General features: G+C 74.4%; 15 protein-coding genes. 11 read left to right on the top strand and 4 right to left on the bottom strand.

Going from position 1 to position 17,143, the window contains the following annotated elements:
* The first annotated feature begins 30 nt into the window (after window positions 1-30).
* From ACFY0O_RS33610 to ACFY0O_RS33645, 8 genes are all read left to right on the top strand, one after another.
* The gene (locus tag ACFY0O_RS33610; protein ID WP_388953900.1) at window positions 31-2,265 is read left to right on the top strand and encodes a right-handed parallel beta-helix repeat-containing protein; all 2,235 of its coding nucleotides are present in this window, start codon (window positions 31-33) and stop codon (window positions 2,263-2,265) included.
* Between the two features lie 110 nt (window positions 2,266-2,375).
* Window positions 2,376-3,197: a hypothetical protein gene (locus ACFY0O_RS33615; RefSeq protein WP_388954028.1), complete on the top strand. Its 822-nt coding sequence runs from the start codon at window positions 2,376-2,378 to the stop codon at window positions 3,195-3,197.
* The gene (locus ACFY0O_RS33620) at window positions 3,194-4,498 is read left to right on the top strand and encodes a hypothetical protein (protein WP_388953903.1); all 1,305 of its coding nucleotides are present in this window, start codon (window positions 3,194-3,196) and stop codon (window positions 4,496-4,498) included. The genes ACFY0O_RS33615 and ACFY0O_RS33620 overlap by 4 nt, the downstream gene beginning before the upstream one ends.
* Before the next feature lie 31 nt (window positions 4,499-4,529).
* Window positions 4,530-5,150 (top strand): TetR family transcriptional regulator, encoded by a 621-nt coding sequence (locus ACFY0O_RS33625; protein WP_388953904.1) that lies wholly within the window; start codon window positions 4,530-4,532, stop codon window positions 5,148-5,150.
* Between the two features lie 244 nt (window positions 5,151-5,394).
* Window positions 5,395-7,653: a molybdopterin oxidoreductase family protein gene (locus tag ACFY0O_RS33630; protein ID WP_388953906.1), complete on the top strand. Its 2,259-nt coding sequence runs from the start codon at window positions 5,395-5,397 to the stop codon at window positions 7,651-7,653.
* A 73-nt stretch (window positions 7,654-7,726) separates the two neighbouring features.
* On the top strand, window positions 7,727-9,199 hold the full coding sequence (locus ACFY0O_RS33635) for a CitMHS family transporter (protein WP_388953908.1): 1,473 nt from the start codon (window positions 7,727-7,729) through the stop codon (window positions 9,197-9,199).
* A gap of 105 nt (window positions 9,200-9,304) precedes the next feature.
* The gene (locus tag ACFY0O_RS33640) at window positions 9,305-10,717 is read left to right on the top strand and encodes an aldehyde dehydrogenase family protein (RefSeq protein ID WP_388953910.1); all 1,413 of its coding nucleotides are present in this window, start codon (window positions 9,305-9,307) and stop codon (window positions 10,715-10,717) included.
* Between the two features lie 73 nt (window positions 10,718-10,790).
* A complete protein-coding gene (locus ACFY0O_RS33645) occupies window positions 10,791-11,870 on the top strand; it encodes a zinc-binding dehydrogenase (protein ID WP_388953913.1) in 1,080 nt (359 codons plus the stop codon).
* Between the two features lie 190 nt (window positions 11,871-12,060).
* Here ACFY0O_RS33645 and ACFY0O_RS33650 read toward each other — a convergent pair whose 3' ends face one another.
* On the bottom strand, window positions 12,061-12,732 hold the full coding sequence (locus ACFY0O_RS33650; RefSeq protein ID WP_388953915.1) for a TetR/AcrR family transcriptional regulator: 672 nt from the start codon (window positions 12,730-12,732) through the stop codon (window positions 12,061-12,063).
* Window positions 12,733-12,806: 74 nt separating this feature from the next.
* Here ACFY0O_RS33650 and ACFY0O_RS33655 point away from each other — a divergent pair, with 74 nt between their 5' ends.
* Window positions 12,807-13,961: an acyl-CoA dehydrogenase family protein gene (locus ACFY0O_RS33655; RefSeq protein ID WP_388953918.1), complete on the top strand. Its 1,155-nt coding sequence runs from the start codon at window positions 12,807-12,809 to the stop codon at window positions 13,959-13,961.
* 82 nt (window positions 13,962-14,043) lie between these two features.
* A complete protein-coding gene (locus ACFY0O_RS33660; RefSeq protein WP_388953921.1) occupies window positions 14,044-14,688 on the top strand; it encodes a TetR/AcrR family transcriptional regulator in 645 nt (214 codons plus the stop codon).
* Here the strand turns inward: ACFY0O_RS33660 and ACFY0O_RS33665 are convergent.
* Window positions 14,679-15,140, bottom strand: a complete 462-nt coding sequence (locus tag ACFY0O_RS33665; protein WP_358898143.1) for a MaoC family dehydratase — start codon at window positions 15,138-15,140, stop codon at window positions 14,679-14,681. The two genes, ACFY0O_RS33660 and ACFY0O_RS33665, sit on opposite strands and share 10 nt — an antisense overlap.
* Before the next feature lie 100 nt (window positions 15,141-15,240).
* Here ACFY0O_RS33665 and soxR point away from each other — a divergent pair, with 100 nt between their 5' ends.
* On the top strand, window positions 15,241-15,690 hold the full coding sequence (gene soxR / locus ACFY0O_RS33670) for a redox-sensitive transcriptional activator SoxR (protein WP_388953924.1): 450 nt from the start codon (window positions 15,241-15,243) through the stop codon (window positions 15,688-15,690).
* Here the strand turns inward: soxR and ACFY0O_RS33675 are convergent.
* Together ACFY0O_RS33675 and ACFY0O_RS33680 are read right to left on the bottom strand one after the other, a co-directional pair.
* On the bottom strand, window positions 15,665-16,432 hold the full coding sequence (locus ACFY0O_RS33675; protein WP_388954029.1) for a 3-keto-5-aminohexanoate cleavage protein: 768 nt from the start codon (window positions 16,430-16,432) through the stop codon (window positions 15,665-15,667). The genes soxR and ACFY0O_RS33675 overlap by 26 nt on opposite strands.
* Window positions 16,433-16,509: 77 nt before the next feature.
* Window positions 16,510-17,124 carry a hypothetical protein gene (locus tag ACFY0O_RS33680; protein ID WP_358898149.1) on the bottom strand — a complete coding sequence of 205 codons (615 nt, stop codon included), beginning with the start codon at window positions 17,122-17,124 and terminating at the stop codon, window positions 16,510-16,512.
* Window positions 17,125-17,143 lie beyond the last annotated feature (19 nt).

A 17,143-nucleotide genomic window follows, 5' to 3' on the forward strand; every position in this document is an offset into this window, starting at 1 on the left:
AAAGATGAACAATGCTCTACTCTCTCGCGCATGTCGTGGACCCGCAGGTTCCCTGCCGTGCCGGCGGCGCTCCTCGCCGCCCTCCTCGCGCTCCTGTCCCTCCTCGCCGCCGCGCCCGAAGCCCGCGCGCACGAGGAGCGCCCCGTCACCCTCCCCGACGGCTCCGGATCCGTCCCGGTCTACCGCGCGGCCGAGCCCGACCTGCTGGTCTGCAAGACCGACCGGGCCGACTTCGAACGCCGGACCGCGGCCTTCCCCGAGCAGCTCAGACAGCGCAACCTCGCCCTCTACGAGCGCTGCCAGGCGGCCGGGTACCGCCACCTCCAGGAAGCCGTGGACGCCGTCGACCGGCCGGGCATGAACATCGCGATCCTCCCCGGCCTCTACGAGGAGGAGCCCTCGCTGCCCGAGCCCGAGGGGGAGTGCGCCCACCTCAAGGCCCCGGACTCGGCCCTCGGCTACCAGATCCTGTCCTACGAGCAGCAGGTGCGGTGCCGCCACAACCAGAACCTCGTCGCGATCCTCGGCAAGAAGGACCTGCAGATCGAGGGGACCGGGGCCGCCCGCACGGACGTCGTCGTCGACGCCAAGTACCGGAAGCTCAACGCCATCCGCGCCGACGGGTCCGACGGCGTCTACTTCCGCAACTTCACCGCGCAGCGCACCACCTTCAACTCCCTGTACGTACTCGCGGCCGACGGCTTCGTCATCGACGACGTACTGACCCGCTGGAACGACGAGTACGGCTTCCTGACCTTCGCCAGCGACCACGGGCTCTACAAGAACTGCGAGTCCTACGGCAACGGGGACTCCGGCATCTACCCGGGCAGCGCCTCGAACATCAACGACGGCCGCGGCTACGACGTACTCCGCTACTCCATCGAGATCACCGGCTGCCGCAGCCACCACAACATGGTCGGCTACTCCGGCACGGCCGGGGACTCGGTGTGGGTCCACGACAACGAGTTCGACCAGAACATGGGCGGCGCCTCGATGGACAGCGCCTTCCCCGGCCACCCCGGCCTCCCGCAGAACCACGCCCGCTTCGAGCGGAACCTGATCCACGACAACAACGCCGACTACTACCCCTACGTCGCCGACGGCACCTGCGCCAAGCCGCCCGTCGCGCGCGGCTACGAGCAGGGGGTGGTCTGCCCGCAGATCTCCATGCCGCCGGGCACCGGCATCATCACCGCGGGCGGCAACTGGAACGTCTACGAGAACAACTGGGTCTACGGGCACCGGCGCGCCGGCTTCTTCCTCAGCGCGGTGCCGGCCTTCATCCGGGGCGAGGAGAAGTGGTCCAGGCAGACCGACACCTCCCACCACAACCGCTACGCCGGCAACGTCCTCGGCAAGGACAGGTCCGGTGCCTCCCGCCCCAACGGCAGCGACGTGTGGTGGGACGGCCAGGGCCGCGGGAACTGCTGGCAGGACGGCCCCGACGGCTCCACCCCGGGCACGCTCCCGCAGTGCGGCGCCGCGCGCGGCCAGGTCAGCGGCGCCTCGGCCCGGCTCGTGGGCGAACCGGTCAAGCTGACCCAGCTGCTCGTCTGCGCCGACTACAACGTCCAGGCCCGCAGGCTCCCGGCCGGCTGCGACTGGTACGGGGCCCGGGGCCTGGAGCGGGTCGAGACCCAGGTCGCCCTCGCGGTGGCGGCGGTCCTGCTGCTGGTCGGCGCGGTCCTGTGGGGCCGCCGCCTGCGCCGCTCCCGGCTGGGCACGGCCGCCGCCCTGCTGGGCCTGGCCGGCCTGGCCCTGGACGTCGCCGGCTCCACGACCTCCCTGACCCACACCCCCGTCCCCGCTCTCGCCCTGCTCCTGCTCGGCCTGTGGTGGACCGGCACCGGCCTGGCCCTGCGCCCGCAGCGGCCCTGGCTGGCCCGCCTCACCCTGCTCCTGGGCGCCCTGACCCTGCTCGACGCCTTCGACAAGGCCGTGCTGATGGTCCCCTGGATCCCGCTGAGCCCCGCCTGGATCCGCAGCCTGGTCGCGGTGGTGTGGGTGCTGTGGGCGGCCGTGGCCTCAGCCCGCCCCGGCCCGCCCACCCCCACCCACCCCGCCACCCCACCCCCCTCCGACAACCCCACCCCCGCCCCGACCCCGACCGCACCCCCCTCCAACGCCCGCCGGGCAGCCCCGGGCAGGCCGGTTCGGCCGGGCCGTGATGCCGGGCGTCCGGCGGAGCCGGGCCGCGGCGCGGACGGCGGCCCGGTGGGGAACGGGGCCGCAGCGGCCCGTCCGACGACCGGAGGCCCGCAGTGACCGGCCCCGCGGTGACCGACGCCGCAGAGCCCCACGTCCCGTGCGACGCCTGCCGGGCGGCCACCCGGCAGGCCCACCCGCGCCGCAGGCGCGCCCGCACGGCCGCGCTCGTGGCGGTGCTCCTCCTGCTCACGGGCGCCGCCGCCACCGGCTGCGGCGGCCGCGCCACCACCCACCACAAGCCCGGCACCACCCACGAGCAGGCCTCCGGCGACGTCGGCACCCTGCTCGACACCCAGGACGGCGGCGGCCACCGCCTGCGCGAGGTCCCCGCCCAGGGCGCCCCGGAGGTACGGCTCACCACCCGCCCCGACTCCGAGGACGGCTGGAACCTCCAGCTGGCCGTGGCCAACTTCCGCTTCACCCCCGACAGCACCGGCGGCGCCGCCCTCCCCGGCGCCGGCCACGCCCACCTGGAACTCGACGGCCACAAGCTGGCCCGTGTGTACGGCCCCTGGTTCCACCTGCCCGCCGCGCAGGTGCCCGAGGGCGCGCACACCCTGACCGTCCGCCTCTACGCCGACGACCACACGGCCTGGGCGGTCGCCGGCAAGCCCGTCGAGGCGACGGCGCAGCTGACCGCGGGCCCCCCGGGCCAGGAGTCCCACAGCCACACCGCCCCCGCCCCGACCGGCACCCCGGCGCCCGCGTCCCCGCAGGCACCCCCGGCCGACCGGACCGTCACCCTCACCGTCCGCGACGGCAAGGTGTCCCCGCCCACCACCCGCACCGAGCTCAGGCGCGGTGAGCGGATCGCCCTGCGCGTCACCAGCGACCGCGCCGACACCCTGCACGTCCACGGCTACGACAAGGAACTCGCCCTGTCCGCGGGCCAGGAGGCCACCCTGGTCCTGACGGCCGACCGCACGGGCCTCTTCGAGGTGGAGACCCACGAGTCCGGACTCGTCCTGACCCAGCTCCTCGTCCGGTGACCCCCCGCCCCACCGGCCCGTCGACCCTCCTGGCCCACGGGATCGGCTCCCAGCACGATCTGCCGGTCTCCCCCTTCTACGCCTTCGCCGGCGCCTTCACCGCACTCTTCGTCTCCTTCCTGGCCCTCGGCCTCCTCTGGTCGGCCTCCCGCTTCCGCGGCGACCGCTCCGGGCTCGCCCTGCCCGCCGGGATCCAGCGGGTGGCCGACGCGCCGGCCACCCGCACCACCCTGCGCGGACTGGGTCTCGCCGCAGCCCTCGCCGTACTCCTCCACCTCCTCCTCGGTCCCGACGACCCCGCCCGCAACCCCGCCCCGGGCGCCGTCTACGTCCTGCTGTGGGTCGGACTCGTGCCCGCCTCCCTCCTCCTCGGCCCCGTCTGGCGCCCGCTCAACCCGCTCCGCACCCTGCACCGCCTCCTCGACCGGGCCCGCCGCCGCCCGCCGGGAGCCGGCCGCCCCCTACCGCCCGGGCTCGGCCAATGGCCCGCCGCCGCCGGGCTGTTCGCCTTCACCTGGCTCGAACTCGTCTCTCCCGATCCCGCGTCCACCACCTCCCTCCTGATCGCCCTCACCGTCTACGCCGTCCCGAACCTGCTCCTCGCCGCCCGCCACGGCGAGGACTGGTTCAGCGCCGCCGACCCCTTCGAGGCCTACTCCGACCTCCTCTCCCGGCTCTCCCCCCTGGGCCGCCGCCGCGACGGCCGTCTCGTCCTGCGCAACCCCTTCCACGGACTCGACGCGACGCCCGAGCGGCCCGGACTCGTCGCCACCGTCTGCGTCCTCCTCGGCTCCACCGCCTACGACGGCTACTCCGACAACCCCTCCTGGATCAACGCCGTCCAGACCTCCCCCCTCGGCCGCACCCCCACGGCCACGCTCGGACTCCTCGGTTCCGTCGCCCTCGTCGCCACCCTGTACTGCCTCTGCGCGGGAGCCACCCGCCTCGTCAGCGGACCGAACCCCCGCCCGCTGACCGCCTTCGCCCACTCACTCGTACCGATCGCCCTCGGCTATCTCACCGCCCATTACTTCTCCCTCCTCGTCACCGAAGGACCACGCACAGTAAGCATGGCACTGGGCACTGACAATGCCCCGGAGCCCAGTCCCCCCTTGGGTCCCGCGGGTCTCGCCGCCCTCCAGGTGATCGCCGTCGTCGCCGGGCACGTACTCGGCGTGATCGCCGCCCACGACCGCTCCGTCCGCCTCTTCCCCCCGGCGAAGGCCGTCGCCGGACAACTGCCGCTGCTCGCGCTGATGATCACGTACACCATCGGCGGGCTCACCCTCCTCCTGAACTGAGCCGGAACCGAGCGCCGTCAGGAAGGGCATGATGGATCCCGTGCCTCCCGCCCACCCCCTGCGCCGGACCCCGGTCCAGCAGCGCAGCGCCGACCGCCTCGCCCGGATCCTCGACGCCTGCGCCGAACTCCTCGACGAGACCGGGTACGAGAACCTGAGCACCCGCGCCGTCGCCCTGCGCGCCGGCGTGCCCATCGGCTCCGTCTACCGCTTCTTCGGCAACAAGCGGGCCATGGCCGCGGCCCTGGCCCAGCGCAACCTCGACCGGTACGCCGAGGGCATCACGGCACGGCTCGCCCAGGTCCCCGCCACGCACTGGCGGCCCGTCGTGGACGCGGTGCTGGACGAGTACCTGGCGATGAAACGGACCCTCCCCGGCTTCGCCCTGGTCGACTTCGGGGTGCCCGCCCCGCCCGCGGAGGGCCCCGCCGCCGACCCCAACCACCAGGTCGCGGCCCGCCTCACCGGCCTCCTGTGCGCCCACCTCGGGCTCACCCCCGACCCCGTTCTGCGGCGGGCGGTCCTGGTGGCCGTGGAGGCGACGGACGCCCTCGTGCAGCTCGCCTTCCGGTCCGACCCGGCCGGAGACCCGGGCATCGTCGACGAGACCCGGGCGATGATGCACGCCTACCTGGCCCGCGTCCTCGACTGACCCGGCGGCCCCCGCCCGAACGCCGCCCCCCGGCCGCCCGGTCGCCCCCGGTCCCCTCCGCGCCCCCACCCCCGCCGCCCCGCCGCCGCCGGCCTCTCCGCCCGCCGGAACCGAACGGGCTGCCGCCACCCCCTCCCCGCCGTCCCTACCGGTCGGTATGCTCGGGGCGCCCGCGGGCCCGCGCCGCGCGCGGCAGGGTCCCGCAGTTCCGCGCCCGCGCCGCCTGCCGCCCCCGGGAGGGCCCATGCCCCGCACCGCCCCGCGTATCTGCCCCCTCTGCGAAGCCACCTGCGGCCTCACCCTCACCATCGAGGGGACCACCGTCACCGGCGCCCGAGGCGACCGCGACGACGTCTTCAGCCGCGGGTTCATCTGCCCCAAGGGCGCGGCCCTCGGCGCCCTCGACTCCGACCCGGACCGGCTGCGCGCCCCCCTCGTCCGCCGCGACGGACGACTGCGGGAGGCCACCTGGGAGGAGGCGTACGAGAGCATCGCCGCCGCCGTCCCCGCACTCGTCCGGGAGCACGGCGCCCAGTCCGTGGGCGTCGTCCTCGGCAACCCCAACGCGCACACCATGGCCGGAGCCCTCTACCCGCCGCTCCTCCTCGGCGCCCTGGGCACCCGCAACCTCTTCACGGCCAGCACGCTCGACCAGATGCCCAAGCACGTGTCCAGCGGGCTCCTGTTCGGCGACCCCTTCGCCATCCCCGTGCCCGACCTGGACCGCACCGACTTCCTGCTGCTGATCGGCGCCAACCCCGTCGAATCCAACGGCTCCCTGTGCACCGCCCCCGACTTCCCCGGCCGCCTCAAGGCCCTGCGGGCCAGGGGCGGGACGCTCGTCGTCGTCGACCCGCGCCGCACCCGCACCGCCCGGCTCGCCGACCGGCACCTCGCCCCGCGCCCCGGCAGCGACGCCCTGCTGCTCGCGGCGCTCGCGCACACCCTCCTGGACGAGAAGCTCACCGCCCCCGGAGCCCTCGCGGAACACACCGAAGGCCTCGGGGAACTCGCCGACGCCCTCGGGAGTTTCACTCCTGAGGCCGTCGCTCCCGCCTGCGACCTGCCGGCCGAGGAGATCCGCAGCCTCGCCCGGGAGCTCGCGGCCTCGCCGACCGCCGCCGTCTACGGGCGGATCGGCAGCTGCACCGTGGAGTACGGGACGCTCGCGAGCTGGCTCGTGGACGTCCTGAACGTCCTCACCGGGAACCTCGACCGCCCCGGCGGGGCCCTGTTCCCCCTGCCCGCCACCGGCCCGCGGCCCCGTCCCGCCGGGCCCGGCAGGGGCTTCGCCCTCGGCCGCTGGCACAGCAGGGTCAGCGGCCACCCCGAGGTCAAGAGCGAACTCCCCACCGCCGCCCTGGCGGAGGAGATCGAGACACCGGGGGAGGAGCGCATCCGCGCGGTGATCGCCATCGCCGCCAACCCCGTCCTGTCCGCCCCCGACGGACGGCGGCTCGACGCGGCCCTGGCCGGGCTCGACTTCATGGTCAGCGTCGACCCCTACCTGAACGAGACCTCGCGCCACGCCCACGTCGTCCTGCCCCCGCCGCCGCCCTCCCAGACCGCGCACCACGACTTCTCCTTCAACGGCTTCGCCATCCGCAACCAGGTCCGCTACACCCGCCCCGCAGTCCCCCTGGAAGCGGACCGGCTCGACGAGTGCGAGATCCTCGCCCGCCTCGTCCTGGCCGTCTCCGGCATGCACGGCTCCGCCGAGCCGTCCGCCGTGGACGAGACGGCGATCCGGGCCGCCCTCGCCAAGGAGACCGCCGACCGCAACTCACCCCTGCACGGAGCCGATCCGGCCCGCCTCCAGGCGATGCTGACCGGAGAGAACGGCCCCGAGCGCAGGCTCGATCTGATGCTCCGTCTCGGGCCGTACGGAGACCTGTTCGGCGCCGCCGGGGCGGAGGCGGCGGAAGCGGAGGCGGTGGAGCGGGGCCTCAGCCTGGAGCGGCTCCTCGCGCACCCGCACGGCATCGACCTGGGCCCCCTGCGGCCCCGGCTCCCCGGGCTGCTGCGGACCCGCAGCGGCAGGATCGAGCTGCTGCCGGACCCGATCGCGGCCGAGCTGCCCCGGCTGCGCGCGGCGCTCGCCGAACGTCCCGCCGCCCTGGTGCTCGTGGGCCGCCGCCACCTGCGGTCCAACAACAGCTGGCTGCACAACGTCCCGGCCCTGGTCGGAGGTTCCAACCGCTGCACCCTCCAGGTCCACCCCCGTGACGCCGACCGGCTCGGCCTCGCCGACGGCGGCCGCGCCCGGGTCACCGCCGAGGGCGGCAGCCTGGACGTCCCGGTGGAGGTGACCGACACCGTCCGCACCGGCGTGGTCAGCCTCCCGCACGGCTGGGGCCACGACCGCGACGGCACCCGGCTCGCGGTGGCCGGCACGGTCGCGGGCGTCAACGTGAACCAGCTCCTCGACGGCAGCCGCCTCGACCCCCTGTCGGGCACCGCCGTCCTCAACGGCTTCCCCGTCACCCTCACACCCCTGCCCTGAGCTGGGGTTTTGCTCGTATTGCTCACGCCCGGACGTCTTGTTGGCCCCAGGAGGCGGCACCTACCTTCCCTGCATGCTGACCTTCCTCGGCTTCGCCATGATCGCGACCTTCCTGGTCCTGATCATGCTGAAGAAAATGTCGCCCATCGCGGCGCTCGTCCTCGTCCCCGCGCTCTTCTGCGTCTTCGCCGGCAAGGGCGCGCACTTGGGGGACTACGTCATCGACGGCGTCGGCAAGCTCGCGCCGACCGCCGCGATGCTGATGTTCGCCATCGTCTACTTCGGCGTGATGATCGACGTCGGCCTCTTCGATCCGGTCGTCCGGGGCATCCTGCGGTTCTGCAAGGCCGACCCCATGCGGGTGGTGGTCGGCACGGCCGTCCTCGCGGCGATCGTCTCCCTCGACGGGGACGGCTCCACCACCTTCATGATCACGGTCTCGGCCATGTATCCGCTCTACAAGCGGCTCGGCCTGAGCCTGGTGGTCATGACGGGCGTCGCCGCGACCGCCAACGGGGTGATGAACACCCTCCCCTGGGGCGGCCCCACCGCCCGCGCCGCCACCGCCCTCAAGCTCGACGCGGCCGACATCTTCGTCCCCATGATCCCGGCACTGGCCGCCGGTCTGGTCTTCGTCTTCCTCCTGGCCTACGCCCTGGGCGTCCGTGAGCGCCGCCGGGTCGGTTCCCTGGCCCTGCCCGGCGAGGAGGCGGAGCGGGAGCCGGAGTCCCTGGTCGCGGCCGGATCCGGTGCGAAGGCCGGCGCCGGGGGCGCGCGTGCCGCCACGGGCGGTGCGGAAGGCGGCGTCGGCCCGGACGCGGATCCCGCGCCGACCGCCGGTCCCGGGGGTCCCGTGGGTGCCGAGGGCCCCGAGGGTCCCGCTCCCGCCGACGGCCCCGAGGACTTCCAGGGCCTGGACCCCCACCGTCCGACCCTGCGGCCCCGCCTCTACTGGTTCAACGCGGCCCTCACGGCAGCCCTGCTCACCGCGATGATCATGGAGTTGCTTCCCATCCCGGTGCTCTTCCTCCTCGGCGCGGCCCTCGCGCTGACGGTGAACTTCCCGCACATGCCCGACCAGAAGGCCCGGATCGCCGCCCACGCCGACAACGTCCTCAACGTCGCCGGCATGGTCTTCGCTGCCGCCGTCTTCACCGGGGTCCTCTCCGGGACCGGCATGGTCAAGCACATGGCCGACTGGCTGGTCGGCGCCATCCCCGACGGCATGGGCCCGCACATGGCCCTGGTCACCGGACTGCTGAGCCTGCCCCTCACCTACTTCATGTCGAACGACGGCTTCTACTTCGGAGTCCTGCCGGTCCTGGCCGAGGCGGGCGCGGCCCACGGCGTCTCCCCGCTGGAGATCGCCCGCGCCTCCCTGGTCGGACAGGCCCTGCACATGTCCAGCCCGCTGGTTCCGGCCGTCTACGTGCTCGTCGGCATGGCCAGGGTCGAGTTCGGCGACCACACCCGGTTCACCGTGAAATGGGCGGCCCTCACCTCCCTCGTGGTCCTCGCGGCGGGGATGCTTTTCGGCATCATCTGACCGCCGGGACCCCTGGTCGTCCGAAAACTACCGGCGCTAGTTTGTAGGGTGGTCCGGACGTCAGTCCGCGCGTCTACGCGCTCGTGCGTGCTCGGGAGGAATGCGATGAAGGCCCACGACGGGATGTACATCGGCGGGGAGTGGCGGCCCGCCGCCGGATCCGGCCGGATCGAGGTCGTCAACCCGGCCGACGAGCGGGTCATCGGCGGTGTACCGGCCGGCACGGCCGAGGACGTGGACGCCGCCGTGCGTGCCGCCCGCGCCGCCTTCCCCGGCTGGGCGGCCACCCCCGCGGCCGAGCGCGCCGCGCTGATCGGGGCCCTGCGGGACGTGCTGGTCGCCCGCAAGGCGGAGATCGCCGAGACCATCACCGCCGAACTGGGCTCCCCGCTCGGCTTCGCGGAGGCCGTGCACGTCGGCGCGCCCATCGCGGTGGCCTCCTCGTACGCCGAACTGGCCGCCTCGTACTCCTTCGAGGAGCGGCTCGGACACTCCACCGTGTTCATGGAGCCGGTCGGGGTGGTCGGGGCGATCACCCCGTGGAACTATCCCCTGCACCAGGTCGTTGCCAAGGTGGCACCCGCTCTCGCCGCCGGCTGCACCGTCGTCCTCAAGCCGGCCGAGGACACCCCGCTGACCGCACAGCTCTTCGCCGAAGCCGTGCACGAGGCGGGCATCCCGGCCGGAGTCTTCAACCTGGTGACCGGTACCGGCCCGGTCGCCGGCCAGGCGCTGGCCGAACACGAAGGGGTCGACCTCGTCTCCTTCACCGGTTCGACCGCCGTCGGCAAGAAGATCGGCGCCATCGCCGGCGCCGCCGTCAAGCGCGTCGCCCTCGAGCTCGGCGGCAAGTCGGCGAACGTCATCCTGCCCGGGGCCGACCTGGCCAAGGCCGTCGCGGCGGGCGTAGGACACGTCATGAACAACACCGGCCAGAGCTGCAACGCGCTCACCCGCATGCTCGTCCACCAGGACCAGTACGAGGAGGCCGTCACCCTCGCGGCCGCCGCCGTCGCCAAGTACCCCTCGGGCGACCCCCGCGACCCGGGCACCCGCCTCGGGCCGGTCGTCAACGCCAAGCAGCGCGACCGTGTCCGGGGCTACATCGCCAAGGGCGTGGAGGAAGGCGCGCGCCTGGTCGCGGGCGGCCTCGACGCGCCCCAGGAGAGGGGGTACTTCGTCGCCCCGACCGTCTTCGCCGACGTCACCCCCGAGATGACCATCGCCCAGGAGGAGATCTTCGGCCCCGTGCTGGCGATCCTCCCCTACCAGGACGAGGAGGAGGCGCTGCGCATCGCCAACGGCACGATCTACGGACTGGGCGGCGCGGTGTGGGCGGCGGACGCCGAGACGGCCGTGGCCTTCGCGCGCCGCATGGACACCGGGCAGGTGGACATCAACGGCGGACGCTTCAACGTGCTCGCGCCCTTCGGCGGCTACAAGCAGTCGGGTGTGGGCCGCGAGCTCGGCCCGCACGGTCTGGGGGAGTACCTCCAGACCAAGTCCCTGCAGTTCTGACCCCGCGAGCCGAAGACCCGACCCGAACGCCCGAACCCGCCCTAGCCGAAGACACGACACGGAGACGACGACCATGGTCCGCGCCGCCATCCTGCCCGCCGTCGGAGCCCCGCTGGAGATACGGGAGATCGTGCTGCCCGATCCCGGACCCGGGCAGGTCCGGGTGCGGCTCGCCGCCGCCGGGGTCTGCCACTCCGACCTCTCCCTCACCGACGGCACCATGCGCGTGCCCGTCCCCGCCGTCCTCGGCCACGAGGGCGCGGGGACGGTCCTCGCCGTCGGGGAGGGGGTGGCCCATGTCGCCCCCGGCGACGGGGTGGTGCTCAACTGGGCGCCGTCCTGCGGGGAGTGCCACCACTGCCGGATCGGCGAGGTCTGGCTCTGCGCCAAGGCCCTGTCCGGGGTCGGCGCCGTCTACGCCCACGACGCGGAGGGCGTGGAGCTGCACCCCGGGCTGAACGTCGCCGCGTTCGCCGAGGAGACCGTCGTCGCGGCGAACTGCGTGCTGCCCGCGCCCGCCGGGATCCCGCTCCAGGAGGCCGCGCTGCTGGGCTGCGCCGTGCTGACCGGGTACGGGGCCGTGCGGCACAGCGCCGGGGTCCGGGCGGGGGAGTCGGTGGCGGTGTTCGGCGTCGGCGGGGTCGGCCTCGCCGCCCTCCAGGCCGCGCGGATCGCCGGGGCCGGACCGGTCGTCGCCGTCGACGTCTCCCCGGCCAAGGAGGAACTGGCGCGGGCCGCCGGGGCCACCGAGTTCGTCCTGGCCTCGGAGACCACGGCGAAGGACATCCGTGCGCTGACCGGCGGGCAGGGGGCGGACGTGGCCGTCGAGTGCGTGGGCCGGGCGGAGACCATCCGCAGCGCGTGGGAGTCGACACGGCGGGGCGGGCGGACGACGGTCGTCGGGATCGGCGGGAAGGAACAGCGGGTGAGCTTCCACGCGCTGGAGATCTTCCACTTCGCGCGGACGCTCAGCGGGTGCGTGTACGGGAACAGTGATCCGGCGCGGGATCTGCCGGTGATCGCTGAGCATGTCCGCGCGGGGCGGCTGGACCTGGGGGCGATGGTCACCGAACGGATCGGGCTGGAGGGGATTCCGGCCGCGTTCGAGGCGATGGTCGCCGGTAAGGGTGGGCGGTCGCTGGTCGTGTTCTAGGGCGGGTGCCGATGCCGGTGCCGGTGCCGGTGCCGGTGCCGGTGCCGATGCCGGTGGGCCGGGGTGGGCCGCTGCGCGGAGCCGGCCCCCGCCCCCGCCCTTTCTCCGTCTCCAGGGGCTCCGCCCCTGACCCCGCGCCTCAATCGCCGGCGGGGCTGGGAGGTCTGGGCTCCGCCCCTGACCCCGCGCCTCAATCGCCGGCGGGGCTGGAGGGCCTGGCGGGGTGGAGGGAGTTCCACTGGAGGGTCAGGCCGTCCAGGAGGGCTGTCAGGCCCGTTTCGAAGGCGCCCTCGTCGACCTCGTGCTGCCGCTCCGCCAGGAGGTGGGCCTGCCCCAGGTGGGGGTAGTCCGCCGGGTCGTAGGCGGTCTCGTCGTCGACGAAGCCCCGGGCGAAGGAGGCCACCGCCGAGCCCAGGATGAAGTACCGCATAAGGGCGCCGATCCGGGTCGCGTGGGCCGGGGGCCAGCCCGCGGCCGTCATGGCGCCGAACACCGCGTCCGCCAGGCGCAGTCCCGCCGGGCGGCGGCCCGGGCCGCGGGCCAGTACCGGGACGATGTTCGGATGGTCCGCCAGGGCGGCCCGGTAGGAGTGCGCCCACGCGTGCAGGGCCGCCCGCCAGTCGGAGTGCCCGTCGACGCCGTCGAACATCGACAGGTCGACCCGCGCGCTCACCGCGTCGGCCACCGCCTCCAGGATCGCGTCCTTCGTCCGGAAGTGGTTGTAGAGGGACGGCCCGCTCACCCCGAGCGCCGCCGCCAGCCGCCGCGTCGAAACGGCCTCCAGCCCCTCCGCGTCCACCAGTTCCCCCGCCGCCTCGACGATGCGGTCCCGGCTGAGGAGGGGCTTGCGCGGTCTGGCCATGCGCCACATAGTAGGCCCTGCCCGCCAGAAACTACCGCTGCTAGTTAAACCCCGCCCCACGCCCGGAGGGACCCGTGAACCTGGAGCTCAGCGAGGAGCAGGAGGCCGTGCGCCGGCTCGCCCGTGCGTTCACCGAGCGCGAGGTCGCCCCGTACGCCGCCGAGTGGGACCGCGCCGAGAGCGTGGACCGCGCGATCGTGAAGAAGCTCGGCGACCTCGGCTTCCTCGGCCTCACCGTCCCCGAGGAGTACGGCGGCTCCGGCGGCGACCACCTCTCCTACGCCCTGGTCACCGAGGAGCTCGGCCGGGGGGACTCCTCCGTGCGCGGCATCGTCTCCGTCTCCCTCGGCCTGGTCGCCAAGACCGTCGCCGCCTGGGGGACCGAGGAGCAGAAACGGTCCTGGCTGCCCCGCCTCTGCTCCGGCGAGGCCCTCGGCTGCTTCGGCCTGACCGAGCCCGGCACCGGCTCCGACGCCGCCTCCCTCACCACCCGCGCCGTCCGCGAGGGGGACGCGTACGTCATCACGGGCAGCAAGATGTTCATCACCAACGGGACCTGGGCCGACGTGGTCCTGCTCTTCGCCCGGACCGACCCCGCCGACCCGGGCCACCGCGGGATCTCCGCCTTCCTCGTCCCCGCCGACACCCCCGGCCTGACCCGCCGCGAGGTCCACGGCAAGCTCGGCCTGCGCGGCCAGGCCACCGCCGAACTCACCCTCGACGGCGTCCGCGTCCCCGCCTCCGCGCTGCTCGGGCCCGAGGGCAAGGGCTTCTCCGTCGCCATGTCCGCCCTGGCCAAGGGCCGCATGTCGGTGGCCGCCGGCTGTGTCGGCATCGCCCAGGCGGCTCTGGATGCGGCCGTGTCGTACGCCGCCGGGCGCGAGCAGTTCGGCAAGCCGATCGCCCACCACCAGCTGGTCCAGGAGCTGATCGCCGACATCTCGGTCGACGTGGACGCGGCCCGGCTGCTCACCTGGCGGGTCGCCGACCTGATCGACCGCGGGCGGCCCTTCGCCACCGAGGCCTCCACCGCCAAACTCTTCGCCTCCGAGGCCGCCGTGCGCGCCGCCTCCAACGCCCTGCAGGTGCACGGCGGCTACGGCTACGTCGACGAGTACCCGGCCGGGAAGCTGCTGCGCGACGCCCGCGTCATGACCCTCTACGAAGGCACCAGCCAGATCCAGAAGCTGCTCATCGGCCGGGCCCGTACGGGCGTCTCCGCCTTCTGAGCCCCGGCTCCGGCACGGTTCCTAAGCGCTTGCTCACCCTCCGGTAAGCTGTTCCCTTCCTACAGGGCGGAGAGGGTGAGCGATGGACAGCGCGGCGGAGACCACCGACGGCTACCAGGCGTGGTCGGAGGTCACCCCGGACGCCGCGCGCCGGCTGCTCGTCGCGGCCGTGGAGGCCTTCGCGGAGCGCGGCTACCACGCGACCACCACCCGCGACATCGCCGGGCGCGCCGGCATGAGCCCGGCCGCCCTCTACATCCACTACAAGACCAAGGAAGAACTGCTCCACCGGATCAGCCGCATCGGCCACGACAAGGCCCTGGAGATCCTGGAGTCCGCCGCCTCCGCCCCCGGCGCGGCGGCCGACCGGCTCGACGCCGCCGTACGGTCCTTCGTGCGCTGGCACGCCGCGCACCACACCACCGCGCGCGTGGTCCAGTACGAGCTCGACGCCCTGGCCGCCGAGCACCGCTCCGAGATCGTCGCCCTGCGCCGCCGCAGCGACGCGGCCGTACGGCGCATCCTCGCCGACGGGGTGCGGGCGGGGGAGTTCGACGTCCCCGACGTGCCCGGAACCACCCTCGCCGTGCTCTCCCTGTGCATCGACGTGGCCCGCTGGTTCAACGCGGACGGGCGGCGCACGCCCGACGAGGTCGGCGCCCTCTACTCCGACCTCGTCCTGCGCATGGTGGGCGCGCGCCCGGCCGCCGAGGCCGCTCAGAAGTAGTAGCGGGACAGCGACTCCGCCACGCACACCGGCTTCTCGCCGCCCTCGCGTTCGACCGTCACCGTCGCCGCGACCTGCACCCCGCCGCCCGCCTCCGTGACCTCCGTGATCACGGCCGTGGCGCGCAGCCGGGAGCCGACCGGCACCGTCGCGGGGAAACGGACCTTGCCCAGGCCGTAGTTGATGCCCATCCGCATCCCCTCGACCCGCATGACCTGCGGCACCAGGCTGGGCAGCAGGGACAGGGTCAGGTAGCCGTGCGCGATGGTGGAGCCGAAGGGCCCGGCGGCGGCCCGCTCCGGATCCACGTGGATCCACTGGTGGTCGCCGGTCGCGTCCGCGAAGAGGTCGATCCGCTTCTGGTCCACCTCCAGCCAGCCGCTCGGCCCGAGCGGCTCGCCGATCGCGGCGTGCAACTCCTCGGCGGACGTGAAGATCCTCGGTTCGGCCATGCCCTGCCCCTGTCTCCGCTGTATCCCGGTGAATAAGCGCTTGCTCAGCATGGTGGGGGGCGACACGTCTGTCAACGGACCGGCGACTACCCTCGGAGCTGTGCCGCAGATTCACGAGAACGTCCACGAACTCACCGTCGGGCAGCTGTCCGCGCGCAGCGGAGCAGCCGTCTCCGCCCTGCACTTCTACGAGACCAAGGGCCTGATCAGCAGCCGCCGCACCGCCGGCAACCAGCGGCGCTACACCCGCGAGACGCTGCGCCGCGTCGCCTTCGTGCGCGCCGCCCAGCGCGTGGGCATCCCGCTGGCCGACATCCGTGACGCGCTGGCCCGGCTGCCCGAGGAGCGCACCCCCACCCGGGAGGACTGGGCGCGGCTGTCGGAAGCCTGGCGGGCCGAACTCGACGAGCGGATCAGCCGGCTCAGCCGGCTGCGCGACCACCTGTCGGACTGCATCGGCTGCGGCTGCCTCTCGCTGAAGAACTGCGCGCTGTCCAACCCCGACGACGTCTTCGGGCAGAAGCTCAGCGGTTCCCGGCTGTCGTCCTGACCCCGCCCCACAACAGCACGGCGGCCGCGACCAGTTCGGCGTTGGACCGGGCCGGCCGCCCGTCGGGCAGCGACAGCACCTCGCCGACGCCGATCCGCGCGCCCGCACCGCACCGCGCGGCCAGCCGCAGCACGGGCCAGGCCGCGTCCTCACGCCCGTACAGCACGACCGGCACCGGCGGCAGCCAGCGCATCCCCGCCACCAGCGCCGGGTCGGCCTCCGCCAGCTCCACCACCAGCCGGACCCGCTCGAACCCGGGCGGGCTCCACGCCAGGAAGCGGGCCAGCGGTTCCGTCCCGGCCCCGCCGCCCAGCGGGACCACGGCGTCCACCGCCACCCCGCGCTCCAGCAGGGCCCGCCCCAACGGCTCCGCCCCCGCCTCGGCGAAGGGCACCACCGCCCGGTCGGGCAGCACCGTCCAGGACCGCACCCGCTCCAGCCGCCCCGCCGGATCCGGCTCGGCCGCCACACCCGCCGGCACCGCCAGGGGTACGCGGACCCCCGCGCCGCGCAACTCCGCCAGCACCGGCCCGACCACCCGGGGCGAAAGGCTCTCCCGCCCGCACGGGGTCCTGGGATGCACCAGCACCTCACCGGCCCCGGCCGCGACCGCCGCCAGCGCCGACTCCGCCAGATCCACCGGGGACAGCGGCACCGCGCCCCCGTCACCGGCCCCTCGCGAACCGTTCAGCGCGACCTGGAGCGTACGAGTCCACTCCGCCTCGCCACGGGGGCCGCCCAGGCCGGCACCACCGCCGCCCGCCCCTGCTCCGCCGGACCCAGCCGAGCCGGCTCCCGCCCCGTCCGCGCCACGCGCGTTCATGCCGCGTCCGCCGCCGCCGGACGTACCAGCGCCGGATGCACCACCACCGTGTCCGCCAGGGCCGGCCGGGGCACGACGATCCCGCAACCCCCGCACACCGGCCCGTCCCACGCCCAGGCCCCGCCCCACGCGGCCGGTCCGGCCAGCGCCGACGGCCAGCGCAGCTCCCGCTCACCGCAGACCGGGCACGCCGTCCCCGGCTCCGACTCCAGCACCCGCACCAGCCGTCTCAGCACCTCGCCGAGCGTGCCCTCCGGCCGTACACCCGGATCGGCGCAGCGCACCACGGCGTCCCCGCTGCCGCCCCAGGCCCACTCCGGCTGCCGCACCCCGTCGTGCTTCTCGCGTCTGCGCCGCGCCGCGAACTGCCGCTCGTACTCCAGCCAGACCGCCCGCGCGTCCTCCAGCTCCTCCAGCGCCGCGACCAGCCGCAGCGGATCCGCGCCCCGGTCCTCGGGGGCGATCCCGTGCCGGTCGCACAGGTGCCACCACGTCGCCCGGTGCCCGTAGGGCGCGAACCGCTCCAGGCAGCGGCGCAGCGAATGGCGCCGCAGGGCCCGGTCGTTGCGCGCGTCGCGCACCTGGTAGGCCAAACTCCGAAATCCCGCCACCGTACCTTCACCTCCGCCA

The organism is Streptomyces sp. NPDC001594 (assembly GCF_042893675.1).
Classification (GTDB): Bacteria; Actinomycetota; Actinomycetes; order Streptomycetales; family Streptomycetaceae; genus Streptomyces.